Origin of the sequence: Nocardia sp. 348MFTsu5.1, assembly GCF_000383535.1 — a bacterium.
In the GTDB taxonomy this organism is placed as follows: Bacteria; Actinomycetota; Actinomycetes; order Mycobacteriales; family Mycobacteriaceae; genus Williamsia; species Williamsia faeni.
The window spans coordinates 174,326-190,551 of record NZ_KB911511.1; the positions used below are offsets into that span (position 1 = coordinate 174,326).

The window sequence follows — 16,226 nt, forward strand, 5'->3', positions numbered from 1 at the left end:
GCGCCAGCTACCCTGGCCGTCGCGGTAGGTAACAACTCCGGCAAAACGAGACACAGGGCGGTTAAGCGGCGTTGCGGTGCAAACCCTTTAGATCAACTCATCGATGTCTGGTGGCCAACACCAGATCATCTTTCCTTGTTCGGTGATGGTGGTGAACTCGTTCACACGGATCAGAAGGTCATCGTCCTCCACGGTCCGCTCACGGTAGGCAAAACCTCCCGTTGAGCTCACTCCTGGCATCGGAGGTATGTTCGGGTCGAACTCGACAACAAGGTTCTCGTCGCGCAGTCGCTTCCACCACGACTTCAGTCGCTTCATCTTGTCCAAGCTCATGTCCTTACTTCCGGTACGCATGAACTCTCCGTGATCGCGAAGTCGCCTGAACGCCACAGCTTTTCCGTGAAAATCCTTGGTTTCCCACGGCCACGACTCGTTCACGATCTGACGGGTCGACAGTTGACCTCCATAGGTCTTAAGATGCCACGACACTGCCTGCCTAGTCACGCCGTACATATCCGCAATGGCGGTCTGGGTATAACCCTTGGCTTTGAGTGATTCGATCACCTCTTTTGACAGTTCGGGGACAGTCAAGTTCGGGTTACGGCTCATGATGTCCTCCATGAGAAGGCTCTCCTCCTTGGTCTCGATACAACACACAGTAAGTGGCCGTACAGACTCGTCGCAGTCCGAGTCGACATTCCTCCCGACGAGGACCTTAAGTCCCTAGTTATGTGCCGTGAACTCACACAATGAGGCACAAACGTTTCACGAACTGATCGGCTTAGCTATCGCGACCGGTGATGTCTCGGACTTGGGTCGAGCACTAGAGATTACCGCTCTCCACCTGCGGGTTCGCCGAAACGACATTCGTTGCGGCGCAGGTTGACTCGCACTCCGGCAATCGTGGTGTGTGCCGGCGAGGCACCAGGGTTGGAATCCAGACAAGGCCTTGCCCAGATGCCCAGATGCCCAGATCGAGTCACATCTGGCTGTGTGCGGCCCAAACTTGGGTCATACCGGTCGTGTGTCGGGCTACCTTGCGGGCCTCGGCAGCGCATCTCTCGAGCAGTATGCGCCACCGCGTGGATCCGAATACCACATCCCAGTCTTGATGGTCCCCGACAAGCGCGCGCAGCTGCCGGACCTCGACCGCGCTACGGAGACCGTCTGCACTCACGGAGGCGAAAGACTTGGCTTCTATTCGCGCAGGTCAAACCAATTTCGCGTGCGAGTCCAGACTTTGCAACCAAATCTCAATCCAGACTTTCACCGTTTTCCCAGGCCACCAGTCCAGACTTCGCGCGAGCGCGGCACCGTCGACCTGGCCGTCGGACTCACCGAATCGTGTAGACCAGACCCAACCCATCGCGGGCCAATTCGGTCATGAATGTCTGGGCCCGGCGCAGGAACTCGTTGACATACTTCGCGTCCGACCAGGGAAACGGTTCCTTGATCGCCGCGTCATCGACGGGCTCGAACAACACGATGTCCCGTGCCACCTCGTCCACCACATCCGGCGGCAACACATGCACGAAACCGACGTGTTCACCGTATGGGCTTACCGGCGTCACGTTGCCCTTCACCAGTTCCAGCGAGATGCGTGGACGCAGGAATCCGTCCTGTACCGCGAACACATGCTGGAGTTCACGCCATGCCTTGTCCAGATACAGCATTCGCGGCCGGTCGGCCTCTGATCCCCAGGCGTCCATCAGTGGATCGTCGGAGATGAATGGATACGGGTCGTGGCGCGCAGCGACGACGTCGTGGGGTTGCAGCGGATAGGCAAAGTATCGAATTCCCATGTGCCAGAGGTTGACACATCAGACGAGCGCAAGACCGGCACCAGTGACCACCTGTGCACAACCAAGACAGTTATCCACAGACACCAGACTCGGCGCAATATTCGCGGACCACGCGGCGTCCCGGAGCGCGGGCAACCGGGTGCATTGGAATTAAACGGACCGCGGTTTCATTTAGCATGGTATGAAGAACATCGGATTCCTCTCGTTCGGGCATTGGTCGGACTCGCCCGGCTCGCAGACGCGGTCGGCCGCCGACACGCTCCTGCAGTCCATCGATCTCGCTGTTGCGGCCGAGGACCTCGGGGCGGACGGCGCGTACTTCCGCGTCCACCACTTCGCCCGCCAACTCGGTTCGCCGTTTCCGCTGCTCGCAGCGGTGGGTGCAAAGACGAGTCGCATCGAGATCGGCACCGGCGTGATCGACATGCGATACGAGAACCCGATGTACATGGCAGAAGATGCCGGCGCCGCCGACCTCATCTCGGAAGGACGGCTGCAGCTGGGAATCAGCCGCGGATCCCCCGAACAGGTGATCAACGGCTACCACTACTTCGGGTACGTGCCCGGCGACGACTCAAACGACGCCGACATGGCGCGTCATCACACCGACGTCTTCCTCAAGGTCATCGATGGTGCGAAGTTCGCCCAGCCCAACCCGGCTCCGATGTTCCCCAACCCGCCCGGCGCGCTCGGCATCGAACCGCAGTCACCGGGTCTGCGCGACCGGATCTGGTGGGGTGCCGGCAGCCGCGCGACCGCCGAGTGGACCGCGCAGCAAGGCATGAACCTGATGAGTTCGACGTTGCTGACCGAGGACACCGGCGTCCCCTTCCACCAGCTGCAAGCCGAGCAGATCGAGCGATTCCGTGATGCCTGGAAAGTGGCCGGTCACGAGCGAGAGCCACGAGTATCTGTGAGCCGCAGCATCTTTGCACTCGTCGACGACCGGGACCGCGCCTACTTCGGTCGCGGTGGCGACAACACGGATCAAGTAGGTGTCATCGATGGAGGCGTCGCCAGATTCGGTCGCAGCTACGCCGATGAACCGGACCGACTGATCGAGCAACTCCGCGAGGACGAGGCGATCGCCGCGGCCGACACCCTGCTGCTCACCGTGCCGAATCAGCTTGGCGTCGAGTACAACACCCACGTCATCGAATCGATCCTGAAACACGTCGCACCCGAACTCGGCTGGCGCTGACACACCGCGTCGATAGACGCGCCTGCACACGTCCTGCCAGACGTACCATCGCCTTATGACCGAGCCGGGCCGACAACCGCCGCGCCCGCGCATCGCCGATGCCGCTGCGATCGTCTGGCTGATCGCGTTGGCGGCGTTGTTGACAACCGCCCTGTTGACAGCCTTCGACTACGTGGACGTGCGCGATGCAGTGACTGACTCATTCGCCGCCGACCACCCGGCGACCGACCGCAGTGACGTCGCCGCGACAGTGGACGCCATCATGATCGGCAACGCCGTCGTCGCACTGTTGATCTTGGCGGTCGCGGTCGTCGGGGTCATCCGGGTCCGCGACCGGCTCCACTCCGGACGGACGATGCTGGCCGTCGACGCCGCGCTCGCGGTGGTTGTCGGGGTCCAATTCTGTCTCGTGGCCGAGCCGGTAACTGAGGTTGTCGGTGAGGTGATCTCCTTTCTGCCACTCGCGATGGCCGGTTGTGCGGTGATCGGTAGCGCGCTGTTGTACGCACCCGCCGTGGGCACGTGGCTCGAGGCCGCACCACCTCACCACCGCTAGCCTCTGCCCGACTCAGCACCAACCTGATTTCTACTACAGGACCCTTGTATTGAATATATGGAGCTTGTAGGATCGAAGCATGTCGACGGTCGAAAATGACGCAGAGGCAGCGGGTACGTCACCCACGCGTACCTACAAATCCCCACGGCGCCGGATGCAGGCAGCACAGACCCGGGCGGCCATCGTGCAGGCGGCCCATGAATTGTTTGCCGCACGCGGTTGGGTCGGCACCAGCATGCCGCTCATCGCGCGGGCAGCGGGGGTGTCCGTCGAAACCGTCTATGCCACCATCGGATCCAAGGTTGCGGTATTGAAGGTCGCCGTGGATGTGGCGGTCGCCGGCGACGACGAACCGGTTGCGCTGGCCGACCGCCCCGAATACGCCGCACTCGGACTCGCGCCCACTCTGCGGGAACGAGCACGAGCTGCGGCACAGTTGATCGGCGTGATCAACCAACGCGCCCGCGCACTCGATGCCGCCCTGCGCCAGGGTGCGGCAGTCGATGACGAACTCGCCGAACTCCTTGCCACACTTGAGCAAAATCGTCGGCAGGAGATTGCCGCCGGCGGCGCACTGGTCGCGGGCCGCGACCTCCGCGACACCGAACCCGACGAAATCTGGATGCTCACGAGCATCGCGGTTTACGACCTGCTCGTCCGCGACTCCGATTGGGGCCGCGACCAATACGAGAACTGGCTCACCGACCGCATCGAAGAACTGCTCACCCGCCCGACGTGACGAGCCGGGCACCGCCGGAAGGCCTCAGCCATGAACACCGATTCGGCCGCGCCGGCCGACACCCGCATCAACAACATCGTGCACGACGCCTTGCGTCGCGACCTAAATCGTGCGAAAACGGCTCTACAAGAACCATATTCGCCGAATCAGCGAGTGGCGATCGCCGACCACCTCGTGTGGATGACCAAGTTCCTGCACATGCACCACCGCGCGGAGGACACCCTGTGGGCGCTGGTACTGCCACGCAGCCCCGAGGCCGGCCCGCTACTCGATCAGATGGCCGCCGATCATGCCCGTGTCTCGCCGGCCATAGACCGAGTGGCCGCGGCCGCCGAGGACTTTCGGGTGGACGGCTCAGCTCTGCAAGAGCTGGCCTCGTCAGTCGAGGCACTCGAGTCGGAGCTGCTCCCCCACCTGCGCCGCGAGGAAGACGAGGCGATGCCGATCGTCTCGCGCACGCTCACCCAAGCCGAGTTCGCGGAGTGGGACCGGACGACCAACATCGCGCCGAAATCCAAGCGGGAACTGGGAATCGAAGGGCACTGGCTCATCGACAGCGTCGACCAGGAGCGGTACGACCTGGTGGTCCACCTGGTGCCACCAGCGATGCGCTTCTTCGTGCTACATACCTTCGCCCGTCCGTATCGGCGGGCCTGCGCGCTGCGGTGGGGACCCGATGTCGATGTCACACCGAATCTGAATCCCGAGCAGGCAACTACCGAAACAACATTTCGCACAGGGGGATCCGTGAGCCTGCACATCGAGGCCCCGCCCCAGGTCCTGTACGACATCGTCGCCGATGTCACCCACACCGGCGAGCGCAGCCCCGAATGCCGAAGCTGCACATGGCTTCCCGGACCACCGCCGGGAACACTCGGCGCCCGGTTCCGCGGTCACAACCGGTCACGTCACTTCCGCTGGTCCCGCGTCTGCGAAGTCGTCGCGGCGAAGCCCGGCGCCGAGTTCGCGTTCCGCACGATTCCCGAACGCATCGACCGCACCCGACACGACTCCACGATCTGGTCATACACGTTCACACCGGACGAGCAGGGAACGCTGGTCACGCACTCCTACCGGATCACCGTCCTGCCCGCGCGTCCGCTCGTGTGGCTCTATTCGCGAGTCTTCCCTCAGCACACCGACATGCGCCCACAGATGTTGCAGAATCTGAAGGCACTTCGGCGGCAGGTCACCACGTCGGTGGTCACAACGGCCAGAACCGGAATCCCGCATCGCTCTGGTTCGTTTCCGCATCCAGAATGACCGTTCGTTCCGCCGGTCCGTCGAGGCTGTAGCCGGCCGGGGTCCGCGTCAGGGTCACCACCCAACAACCGACACTGACCGGGACGTCGATATACGCCTGCTCTGCCATGTCCACCGGGCCGATGTCTTCAGCGTCACCGCAAGATGAAACGTAGAACGCCGCGCCATTCAACGGATCGCCATTGGAGACCGTCCAGATTGCGATGTTGCCCAAGAGGTCATGTGGCCCGCCGTCGGCCGGGGTTGTGGTTGGCGGCGGTGCGATGGTGGGCGGGGGCGCGATGGTGGTGCCGGGTTGATCGACGTCGACCGGGCTCGGGGTGGGTGCCGCGGTGTCACCGACCACGGGTTCGGATCCTGGTGTGGGCGACGATGTTGCGGGAGAGGATGTTGCGGGGGCGCGACTGCTCGTCGGGCTCGAGTGCTTCGATGAACTGACCGTTGCCGAACTGGTCTCCTGACCGGTGGATGACGTGTCGTCACCGCAAGCGGTCAGAACTCCCATCGCCAGACCGATTCCGAGGATGCCGGCTCCGATGCCGCGTAGGTTCATGGATTCTCCTTGTGTGTGCCCGACTTATCCGGATTGTCTCCGCGAGCGAAAACTGCGTTAGCCGTTGTCGTTCAACGGGTCGACGCATCGCTAGTCTGATCTGGTGGCCATTTCACCTGACGGCACCCGTCGCTGCCCCTGCACGAGCGGACTCACCTGGGATGAGTGCTGTGGACCTGCACTGTCCGGAACTCGCCCGGCCCCGACAGCCGAGGCGCTTATGCGCTCACGATTCACCGCCTTCGCGGTCGGTGACAGCGACTACCTCCTACACAGCTGGCATCCCCGGACCCGGCCCGAGTCGCTTGATCTCGACGAGTCGATGCGCTGGTATCGCCTCGACATCGAATCCGCAAGCAAGGGTTCGCTTTTCGACTCCGATGGCGAAGTCACCTTCACGGCTTTCTATCGGGCCAAGGGCAGCGGCGCCGGAACCCTGCAGGAGCACAGCCGGTTCGAGCGGCTCGACGGGCGATGGGTCTATGTGGATGGCGTTGTCAAGGACTGAACGGCCCTGACTTCAGTCCCGTGAGCACCCCCAAAGGGCGTATTGCCCTCGGCGACCTCTGGCGGGGACGATCTCAGGGGCTGATTGGCCCTGAACCGTTCAGTGCGTAGGTTCGGCGTCCGGATCCGGTGCGACATGGCGCGTGGCGAGGTCGTGAAGTGCCCGGAACACCCGCTTGGAGGATTCGGCCCACGGCATGAGGATCGGGAACACGTGGAACATCCCGCGTTCTTCCATCGCCTGCACGCGCACCCCGGCGGCTTCGAGGTTGCCGACGAATTTCCGGATCCCGTCGCGGAACATCTCGTCGGCGCCCCAGCACACAAACGTGGGCGGGAACCACTCCGGATCGGCAGTCGCGTAGACCGCGGAGACCCGATCGTCGTTCGGCTGGATTCCTTGCAGGTACGGCGCGACCGGCACATTCCAGGGCAGGATGTCGAACTGCGCGTTCTCGGTGATCGACGGGTGGTTGAGGTCGAGGTCGATCTCGGGTGAGAACAACGCGACCGCGGCCGGCGCCGGCAGATCGTGCCGATGCAAGTACGTGATGAGCGATGTCGCCAGCCCGCCGCCACCGGAATCACCGGCGACCACCAGATGCTCCGGATCGACACCACGTTCGAGGAGTCCCTTGTAGACGTCCGCGGCATCGAGCACCCCGGCCGGGAACGGGAACTCCGGGGCCATCCGGTAGTCGGCGATGAAGACCTCATAGCCGGTCATCCGCACCAACGATGCTGCGAACGCCGAGTACATGATCGGTGACGTACCGATGTACCCGCCGCCGTGCAGGTAGAGCATCGTGGCGCCGATCGTCTGCTTGTCGTCGGCTTCCTCCACGTAGGCGTCGGAACTCGCCTTCGCCCGGCACCAGATGCCTTCGATGCCGCCGATCGAGTCCTCGGTGATCTCCACCCGGTCGACGACCTCGATGAACGGCGGCATCACCAGACAGCAGATGTCGTCGAGGATCTTCTCCATCGACCGGAACTCCTCAATGGGCAATCCCATCGAATAACCCATGAACGAACGGACGGCCTGCCGGGTGACGGACTGCCCGACGTTGTCCAGCAACCCTCCGGGACCCTTCCACGGCTGATGGAACGGCACCCGCGCCAGCCCGTTCAACATGCTCTCCGCCAGGCCCAATACGGCGAGTGCGGTGACCGGTGTCGACGCAGTCTTCACCTCGGGACGATCTGCCATCACCATGGCGCCCATCCTAAAGGCGAATGGGCGGCGCAGCCGAGTTCAGCAGCTCGCCCGAAGTAAGCTGGCTTGTGTTTTCCATAGTCAGACTCTACGCTTCGATGATGGTCATCAGTGAGCCGATGAAGGCACCCGTCCACACAGGCAACTCCCGCTGGTATTCGCTGGCTGCGGTCTGCGTCGGCGCGATGCTGACCTTCCTCAACATCACCGCCACGATCTCCTCGGTCCCTGCCATTCAGGAAGACCTGCACGCGGACAGCGCGACGATGGTCTGGATTCCCAGCATCTTCGCGCTTGTGGTCGCCAGCCTCGTACTGTCCGCGGGCACCCTCGGCGACGTCATCGGCCGCCGGACAGCATTCCTGATCGGGTCGGCCGTCATGTCCATCGGCAGCCTGTCGTCGTACCTCGCGCACACCAGCAGCTGGCTGCTGGTCGCTCAGGCCATCACCGGAGTGGGCGCAGCACTGGTACTTCCCAACAGCCTCGCCATCATCAGCAACAGTTTCACCAATCCAAAAGAACGTACCGAGGCAATCAGCATCTGGGCCGCGTGTTCCGGTCTCGGACTCGCCATCGGACCCCTGTCGGCGGGCGCAATTCTCGGTGAGTTCTCTTGGAACACAGTCTTTTTGGTGAACTCGATCGCCGCGCTCGGAGTCACGCTCATCGCACCGCTCGTGGTTCCACAGAGCAGGATTGCCGGCGCCCACCTCGATCTCCCGGGACTCGTGACCGCCACACTCGCGATCGGCTCACTGACGTTCTGGGTCATCGACGGATCTCACAATGGATTCTCCTCGACGCGAGCCGTCATCGCGATCATCGTATTCGCCTGCGCCATGGCCATGTTCATCGCTTACGAGCGGGCGGTCGACGCGCCGATGCTCGACTTGGAACTCTTTCGGTCACCATCGTTTTCCACCGTCATGGTGGTCAGCGCCACCGCACTCTTCGGCTTCACCGGCCTGTCCCTCATCTCGGTTCTGTTGCTCGAACGAGTCGGTCTGCTCAGCGCCTGGACCACCGGCCTCCATCTGCTGGCACTGATGGTCACGTACATGGTGGTCAGCGGGATCGCACCACGACTGTTGCCGCGCTTGGGTTTCAAGGTGATGCTGACCGGAGGCCTGCTGGTCACCTCTGCCGGCGCATTGCTGCTGCTGCGGGTACACCCCGATGAGGGCTGGACCGCTCTGACGGTTGCGATGGTCGTCCTCGGCATCGGATTCGGATCGCTCATCGCCCCGGCCACCGCCGCCGCGATGAACAGCGTGGCTCCCGCCCAGGCCGGAATGGCCAGCGGCACAGTCAACATGTTCCGCCAGCTCGGCAGTGTCCTGGGCACCAGCGTGCTCGGGTCGATCCTGACCGCGCAGCTGGCCGAAGGACTGCTGACACAGTCACCCGCCGAGGCCTTCGAATCCGCGTTCCACATCTGCGCGGTGGTCGCCGCGATCGTGTTCGCAGCGGTCGCACTACCGACTGCGGTGTTCGTCCGCGGCAAGTCCTAGCCACCGAAGAGATCTGTGCCCATCCGTTGACGCCAGTGGCTACAGTCGACTCATGGGCGATTGGTACTACAACATCTCGACCGGTGAGGTCAAAGAGTCGATGCCGCGCGGCTTCGATCGGATGGGGCCCTACCCCACCGAAGATGCCGCACGTCATGCTCTTGACTTGGCCAAGGAACGCAACAAGGCCGCCGACAAGTACGACGAGGACTGAATCTCGCCGAGATCGAACTGGAGATCACCGCGGCACCGGGATCTCGATCGGCCCGACCCCGGGCACCTGAATCGTTGTATTGGTCAGCGCCGGAGGACGATTCGTCGTGGCCACCGTGCCGTTGCTGACCGACAGGGTGATCACGCTGCCCGGTATCGCCGACTCGCTCGGAGTGGCCGAGACAACCGTGCCGGATCGCTGCCCACCGGAGACGTACTCGATCGTCACCTTGAAGCCCGCGCTCTCGAGCATGGACGTCGCCAGGTCAGAGGACATCCCGACCACCGACGGAACCTGTTTACCGCCGACTCCGGCCACATACCGGGGATCGCTCCTCGGCAACGTCGTCGGACCGAATTTGTCGGCAACGGGCTTCATCGCCGAGAACCAGGTTCGGGCCGGCTCGTTGCCGCCGAACAGGTTTCCGGAACCGCACTGCCGTAGCGGGCTCGAACACAGCTCTGTGATCACCGGTGAATCGTTGTAGACGTAGGCGGCGCCGGCCAGGTTGTTGGTGAATCCCACGAAGGCCGATGACCGGTTGGCCTCGGTGGTACCGGTCTTGCCGGACATCGGGAGATTCCAGCCCACCGACCCGGCGGCGTTCGCTGCGGTACCGGCTCCTCGGTGGTCCTCACTCAACGCGTTGGCCAGGGTGTCGGCCAGCCCTTCTTCGACCACCCGCTCACAGCCCGGACGCTCGAACGGCACCTCTTGCACCGCCGGACGCCCCTGGGCGTCGAGTACGTGGTTGCCGCTCGCGTCACGCTTCGGCTGGGTGATCGAAGCAATCGGATTGGGCGGACACCAGACGCCTCCCGAGGCCAGGGTGGCAGCCACATTCGACAGTTCCAGCGTGTTGATGGCGGTCGGGCCGAGGGTGAATGAACCGAGATTGTTCTCCTTCACATAGTCGGCAAGACTCTGCTCGCCGAAACCCGACGTGCCCGGGTTCGCGTACGAGCGCATACCCAGCCGGACGGCCATGTCGACGGTGGGCGCAACACCGACATCCTGGAGCAGTTTCACGAACGCGGTGTTCGGCGACTGCGCCAAGGCCTGGGTCACCGTCAGTCTGCCCGGATAGTTGCCGGCGTTGGCGACGCAGTAGGTGTCGGCAGGGCAGCCGTTGACGCCGTCACTGCTACCCATCCCCTTCGCCTGGAAGGTCTTCGGGACCTGCAACGACGAGCCCGTTCCCAGACCTCGTTCCATGGCGGCCGCGACGGTGAAGATCTTGAACACGGATCCGGCACCGTTGCCGACCATCGAATACGGCTGCGGCTGCACGGTCTGACCCGCCCTCGGATCGAGGCCGTAGTCGCGGCTCGATGCCATCGCCACTACATCGTGCGACTCTGTACCGGGCCTGATCACGTCCATCACGTTGGCAACGCCCTCGAGGTCCGGCGATGCGTAGGTCCGGACGGCGTCGTGCGTCGCCGCCTGGACGTCCGGATCGAGTGTGGTGCGGATGAGGTAACCGCCACGTGCGATCTCATCCCGGCTGAACCCGTGCTCGGCAAGAAACTGCAGGGCGTAGTCGCAGAAGAACCCGGCATCACCGGCCGCGATGCAGCCCTGGTCGAGCGTGCGCGGCGCCGGCAGCACCCCGAGCGGAAGGTCTTTGGCCGCCCTGTATTCGTCGGCACGGGCCGGGAAGTTCGCGATCATCGTGTCGAGCACGATATTTCGCCGTTCCAGAACACCTTCGGGGTTGGTGTACGGATCGAGCGCCGAACTCGACTGGACCATGCCGGCGAGCATCGCGGCCTCGGGGACGGTGAGGTCTGCAGCAGATTTCCCGAAGTAGGTGTCCGCGGCAGCCTGGATGCCGTAGGCGCCATTTCCGAAGGGGACCAGGTTGAGATAGCGGGTGACAATCGCCTTTTTGGCCTCTTGCTTTGCCGCGTCCCCGTCGAGATTTTTCTCCCGCATGGCCTGATCGGTCAGGCTCGATTCGAGCGACAGTGCCATCCGGATCTCACGCAGTTTGCGGGCCGCTGTTGTTTCGGTCGCGGCGCGGCGTTCGGCATCGGTGCGGGCCAGCACCAGCAGTTGATAGTTCTTGATGTACTGCTGATCGAGGGTAGATGCGCCCTGCTGCACCTGGCCCGATGCCTGGTTAGTGAGGAATGCGCGGATGGTTCCGCGCCAGTCGACACCGTCGTGGTCGAGGAATCGGCGATCCTCGACAGAGATGATGGCGCGGACCATCTCGGGTGAGATGTCGTTGTAGCCGACCTGGAATCGACGCTGATCGTAGAGATACGCGATCGGTTTACCGTTGACGTCGGTCATGGTGGTGACCTCGGGCACCTGCCCGCCGACCAGGTCAGATTCGACGTTCTCCAGAGTCCCGGCCGCACGTCCGGCGGTGAATCCCAGGCCACCGGCTATCGGGAACAGCAGTCCTGCGACCAGAACACCGGCAAGCACACAGCAGCCCAACAAGCTCCACAGCGACCTGGACTTCGACACGATTGAAACAATACGGACATTCCCGAGGTCAGATGGTTCGCGATGCAAAATTGCAATTCGCTCATCCGTAAGGAGGAAAGTGCCTATCGCAGGCCGGGTGTGGCGTCGTGGACGAGGGAGAGGGTGTCTTTGATCATGGACTGCGCCACTCCCGCGGGACTGCTGTCCCCGCCCGACACGGTGATCGAACCGAAGTCACCGCAATCGAAGATCGCGGCTTTGTCGGGCCACCGCAGCAGGCCCAACTTCGATTCGGCGGGAACCACCCGCAGCGACACGGTGACGAGATCCGGGATGTCGTGGTCGGCCACAGCCACCTGCCGCAGCCGCTGCCCGCGCCGGCCCGCACGGAACACGGACCGCTCGATCTCCGGGGTGATCGGCTCGAGGATCACCTCTGTCTCCGCGGGATCGCGCGCCCACAGCAGTCCGGTCAGAATGCGCAGCTGGGTCGCCACATCGTGACCGGACAGATCCGCGGTGGGATCGTTGTCCGAGACGCCCGTCTGCCGGGCGGTGGTGGTCGCCAGGTCGAGGGTCACCCCCTCGCTCATCTGGTCGAGAACGTAGGTCGCGGTGGCGTTCAGACACCCACTCACCGACGTCACCGAGATCCCCTGCCCGAGGGACCGTGCCAGGTCGGCGGCCGGCAGCATCGCTCCCACGGCCCCGGAAATCCTCACCGCGCAGCCGAAATCGATGGCCAGCTGCTCCAGTTCTCTCCATCCGTGGAGCAGTGTCGATGTGGTGGCGGTGACCAGGTGCGCGCCGCACCGGATCGCCATCAGCGCGTCCTCCACCGCCTGCGTCGCAACAACATCGGTCGACGGCACCGCCTGCACCACAACCTTGGCCTCGACCGTCCCCAGTAGGTCGGCGAGGTCGGTGAGTTCGGCCCAGTCCGACCGCGGCGGGACCTCGTCGCTGCCCACCACCTGCGATCGGTGCGTACGCACCGCGACAACACTCAGGTCGACGTCGTGGCGCGCCCGATACTCCTCGCGGTGGGCACCGATCTGGTTGATGAAGGCCCGCGCGACCGGCCCATACCCGAGAACAACTATCGGAAGTACGCGCATCGGCCTCTCCCTCAGTTCACCCACCGGCGCAGCCCCGACGTGCGCGAACGGTTCTGCTACACAACGTTCGCACATCGAACCCGAAACCCGCACGACGTTCACCTCTGCTCATTAGAGTGACTCAAATCACGTCATACGCGAGCAAAGGATCCCGATGAAGACTAAGGCCGCAATCCTGACCGAGATCAACACCGACTGGAAGATCGACGAGGTAGAGCTGGGCGATCCCGTGTTCGGTGAAGTCCAGGTGCGGCTGGCGGCGTCAGGCCTGTGCCACTCAGATGCCCACGTGGCCAACGGTTCCAGTCCCGTCGCGATGTTTCCAGTGGTCGGCGGGCACGAGGGCGCCGGTGTGGTCACCAAGGTCGGCCCCGGCGTGACCGACCTCGAAGAAGGTGACCATGTGGTCCTCGCCTTCATCCCGGCCTGCGGCACCTGCCCGTCGTGCGCTCGCGGCCTGCAGAACCTCTGCGACAAAGGTGCCGGCCTCCTCACCGGCCAAGCCATCTCCGACAACTCTTTCCGCGTGACCAAAGACGGCGCACCCGTGGTGCAGATGTGCCTGCTGGGCACCTTCTCGCCGTATGTCACCGTGCATCAGGCATCCGTGGTGAAAATCGAGAAAGACATCCCGCTGAAAGTCGCCGCCCTGCTGGGTTGCGGCGTCTCCACCGGTTGGGGTTCGGCCACCGAGATCGGCAACACCCGCCCCGGCGACACCGTTGTGATCGCCGGAGTCGGCGGCGTCGGCATCAACTCGGTCCAGGGCGCTGCCTACGCCGGGGCCCGCCATGTCGTGGCGATCGATCCCGTCGAGGGGAAACGGAAGATCGCACTCGACTTCGGCGCCACCCACACCTTCTCGTCGATGGAAGAGGCGCTGCCGGAACTCGCAGAGCTGACCTGGGGGACGATGGCGAACACGGTCATCCTCACCATGGGTGAGATCAAGGGCGAGTACATCCAGCAGGCCCTGTCACTCACCGGCAAGGGCGGCCAGGTGATCGTCACCGCAATGGGACCGTACGACCAGGTCGCCACCGACCTCAATCTCTTCGAGCTGACTTTGTTGCAGAAGCGGGTGCAGGGCGCAATCTTCGGCGGCATCGGACCCCGGACCCAGATCCCCAAGCTGCTCAACCTCTATCGATCGGGCGCCCTGAAACTCGAAGAGCTCGTCACCACCACCTACAAGCTGGAAGACATCAACCAGGGCTACCGGGACATGGCGGACGGAAAAAACCTTCGCGGCGTCGTCGTCTACGGGGACGACGACTACTGACCGCGCGGTAGACCCCGCAGCATTGAACACCCACTGCCACGTGCAGTGGGTGTTCGCTTTTGGCGCCTAGGGCTGCCCTGAGTGACCTAACTTACCTCTATCCTCATAAGGATAGCAATACTTGTAAACCTGACGCTTGCGCGCTTAGACTGCCTTCAGACTGTGGTCTGCGTCACGACCTTTCCCTGCGTTCAACACCTCACGACAGGAGGCCCACCTTGGTACAGGCGGCCCGCTACACCAGCCCAAACTCATTCGGTCTAGCCGAAGGGTGGAATCTGAGCCGAGTCACCGAGCCGAGCCGATTGTTCGGTGCCAACGGCATCCGTTCCGGGCCCGACGGACGCGTCTACATCGCGCAGGTCGCCGGCAGCACGATCAGTGCACTCGACATCGAGACCGGCGACGTCGAGACCATCAGCGCCCAGGGCAGCGACATCGTCGCGCCTGACGACATGGCGTTTGATTCGAGCGGCGACATGTACATCACCGAGTACTACGACGGCCGCGTCAGTGTCCGGAGTCCCGATGGGAAAACCCGACTCCTGCGCGACGACCTGCCGGGGGCCAACGGCATCACCATCCACCAGGGCAGATTGTTCGTCAACGAGTGCCGCATCGGCGGACGTCTGATGGAGATCAACCCCGCCGGCGGTGCGCCGAAGGTGCTCGCCGACAACCTCCCGATGCCCAACGCCATGGAGGTCGGCCCCGACGGGAAGCTCTACTACCCACTGGTGGCCACCAACGAGATCTACCGGATCGACCCCAATGGTGGAGAACCCGAACGCGTCGCCGCCGACCTCGGTGGACCGACTGCGGTCAAGTTCGATTCCGCAGGATTCATCATCTCCACGCAGGTCGGCTCCGGTCAGGTGCTGCGGATCGACCCCCGCACCGGCGACAAGACAGTGGCCGCCCAGCTCGGCCCCGGCCTCGACAACCTCACCTTTGTCGGTGAGCGGCTCTTCGTATCCGGCTTCACCGGCCAGATCACCGAGATCCTCGGCGGCGGCGAGACCCGCACCGCACTCCCCGACGGCCTGACCTGGCCGCTCGACCTGACCGTGGGCCCGGACGGCACCCTGTACATCGCCGATGGAACCTTCTTGCTCGCGCTCGAGGCCAACGGTGAACTGCGGACCCTGGGAATGCTTTTCAGCCCCGGATACCCCGGCTACATCCGCGGTATGACGGCGATCGGCAAGGACCAGTTCATCGTTGCGGGCAATGGCGACGTGTCGCGGTACGACGCGGCCACGGCCGAAAGCGAAGTCCTGGTCACCGGGCTCGATCAGGTCTACGGCGTGGCAGTTTCGGGTACCGGCGCCATCGCGGTCGCCGACCTGGGTGCCGGCGAGGTGCACTCCGTCGGATCCGGCAGCTCGGAAGTGCTGGCGAGCGGTCTCGACCGTCCGACCGGCGTTGCCTTCACCGACTCCGGAACCCTCCTGGTTTCCGAATCCGGTGCCGGACAGGTTGTTGCGGTGACCGGTTCGGGCACCGACACCGTCGTCGACGGACTCGAGCGTCCGCACGGCCTGCTGGTTCAGGGCCAGACGCTGTACATCGTCGATGTCGGGGCCAAGACACTCATCGCGTTTGATCTGGAAACCAAGAGCCGCCAGACCATCGCGACCGATCTGCCGGTCGGTGCTCCCCCCGGCGTCACTCCGAAGCCGTTGCTCGGGCTGGTGCCGTTCTCCGGACCGCAGGGTCCGTTCACCGGTATCGCAGCCGGCCACGACGGAACCATCTACATCTCCGGCGACGCCGAGGGCAGCGTCCTCGCACTGCGCAAGGAGGCGTGATCGCGGCC

The 16,226-nt window shown here is 63.8% G+C and carries 15 protein-coding genes; 9 read left to right on the forward strand and 6 right to left on the reverse strand.

The genetic code is table 11. The annotated features are described in order from the left end of the window. Positions 1-87 precede the first annotated feature (87 nt). Both H290_RS0107165 and H290_RS0107175 read right to left on the reverse strand, forming a co-directional pair. Positions 88-609 carry a hypothetical protein gene (locus tag H290_RS0107165; RefSeq protein WP_028462897.1) on the reverse strand — a complete coding sequence of 174 codons (522 nt, stop codon included), beginning with the start codon at positions 607-609 and terminating at the stop codon, positions 88-90. 725 nt (positions 610-1,334) lie between these two features. Beyond that, complete coding sequence (locus tag H290_RS0107175; protein WP_020106105.1) at positions 1,335-1,802, reverse strand: hypothetical protein; 468 nt, start codon at positions 1,800-1,802, stop codon at positions 1,335-1,337. A gap of 181 nt (positions 1,803-1,983) precedes the next feature. On the opposite strand from H290_RS0107175, the gene H290_RS0107180 reads away from it, so the two are divergent. The 4 genes from H290_RS0107180 to H290_RS0107195 all read left to right on the forward strand — a co-directional run bounded on the left by H290_RS0107180 (position 1,984) and on the right by H290_RS0107195 (position 5,561). Then, the gene (locus H290_RS0107180) at positions 1,984-3,003 is read left to right on the forward strand and encodes an LLM class flavin-dependent oxidoreductase (protein WP_020106106.1); all 1,020 of its coding nucleotides are present in this window, start codon (positions 1,984-1,986) and stop codon (positions 3,001-3,003) included. A 55-nt stretch (positions 3,004-3,058) separates the two neighbouring features. Beyond that, positions 3,059-3,559 carry a hypothetical protein gene (locus tag H290_RS0107185; RefSeq protein ID WP_020106107.1) on the forward strand — a complete coding sequence of 167 codons (501 nt, stop codon included), beginning with the start codon at positions 3,059-3,061 and terminating at the stop codon, positions 3,557-3,559. Between the two features lie 79 nt (positions 3,560-3,638). Then, positions 3,639-4,298: a TetR/AcrR family transcriptional regulator gene (locus H290_RS0107190; protein WP_020106108.1), complete on the forward strand. Its 660-nt coding sequence runs from the start codon at positions 3,639-3,641 to the stop codon at positions 4,296-4,298. Positions 4,299-4,328: 30 nt separating this feature from the next. Further along, the gene (locus H290_RS0107195) at positions 4,329-5,561 is read left to right on the forward strand and encodes a hemerythrin domain-containing protein (protein ID WP_020106109.1); all 1,233 of its coding nucleotides are present in this window, start codon (positions 4,329-4,331) and stop codon (positions 5,559-5,561) included. Here H290_RS0107195 and H290_RS0107200 read toward each other — a convergent pair. Beyond that, the gene (locus tag H290_RS0107200) at positions 5,503-6,114 is read right to left on the reverse strand and encodes a hypothetical protein (protein WP_155976736.1); all 612 of its coding nucleotides are present in this window, start codon (positions 6,112-6,114) and stop codon (positions 5,503-5,505) included. The two genes, H290_RS0107195 and H290_RS0107200, sit on opposite strands and share 59 nt — an antisense overlap. A 100-nt stretch (positions 6,115-6,214) precedes the next feature. Between H290_RS0107200 and H290_RS0107210 the strand changes: the two genes are divergently transcribed. Then, complete coding sequence (locus H290_RS0107210) at positions 6,215-6,622, forward strand: YchJ family protein (RefSeq protein ID WP_028462898.1); 408 nt, start codon at positions 6,215-6,217, stop codon at positions 6,620-6,622. Between the two features lie 99 nt (positions 6,623-6,721). On the opposite strand, the gene H290_RS0107215 is transcribed toward H290_RS0107210, so the two are convergent. Next, positions 6,722-7,837: an alpha/beta hydrolase gene (locus H290_RS0107215; RefSeq protein WP_028462899.1), complete on the reverse strand. Its 1,116-nt coding sequence runs from the start codon at positions 7,835-7,837 to the stop codon at positions 6,722-6,724. 101 nt (positions 7,838-7,938) lie between these two features. Between H290_RS0107215 and H290_RS28030 the strand changes: the two genes are divergently transcribed. After that, the gene (locus H290_RS28030; RefSeq protein ID WP_020106114.1) at positions 7,939-9,351 is read left to right on the forward strand and encodes an MFS transporter; all 1,413 of its coding nucleotides are present in this window, start codon (positions 7,939-7,941) and stop codon (positions 9,349-9,351) included. Positions 9,352-9,403: 52 nt separating this feature from the next. Next, on the forward strand, positions 9,404-9,565 hold the full coding sequence (locus H290_RS31420; protein WP_020106115.1) for a hypothetical protein: 162 nt from the start codon (positions 9,404-9,406) through the stop codon (positions 9,563-9,565). Positions 9,566-9,589: 24 nt separating this feature from the next. On the opposite strand, the gene H290_RS0107230 is transcribed toward H290_RS31420, so the two are convergent. Next, positions 9,590-12,046 (reverse strand): transglycosylase domain-containing protein, encoded by a 2,457-nt coding sequence (locus tag H290_RS0107230; RefSeq protein ID WP_036518312.1) that lies wholly within the window; start codon positions 12,044-12,046, stop codon positions 9,590-9,592. An 83-nt stretch (positions 12,047-12,129) separates the two neighbouring features. Continuing rightward, complete coding sequence (locus tag H290_RS0107235) at positions 12,130-13,125, reverse strand: hypothetical protein (RefSeq protein WP_020106117.1); 996 nt, start codon at positions 13,123-13,125, stop codon at positions 12,130-12,132. A 154-nt stretch (positions 13,126-13,279) separates the two neighbouring features. Between H290_RS0107235 and H290_RS0107240 the strand changes: the two genes are divergently transcribed. Both H290_RS0107240 and H290_RS0107245 read left to right on the forward strand, forming a co-directional pair. Further along, positions 13,280-14,407 (forward strand): NDMA-dependent alcohol dehydrogenase, encoded by a 1,128-nt coding sequence (locus tag H290_RS0107240; RefSeq protein ID WP_020106118.1) that lies wholly within the window; start codon positions 13,280-13,282, stop codon positions 14,405-14,407. Between the two features lie 218 nt (positions 14,408-14,625). After that, positions 14,626-16,218 carry an SMP-30/gluconolactonase/LRE family protein gene (locus H290_RS0107245; RefSeq protein WP_028462901.1) on the forward strand — a complete coding sequence of 531 codons (1,593 nt, stop codon included), beginning with the start codon at positions 14,626-14,628 and terminating at the stop codon, positions 16,216-16,218. The last annotated feature ends 8 nt before the right edge of the window (positions 16,219-16,226 follow it).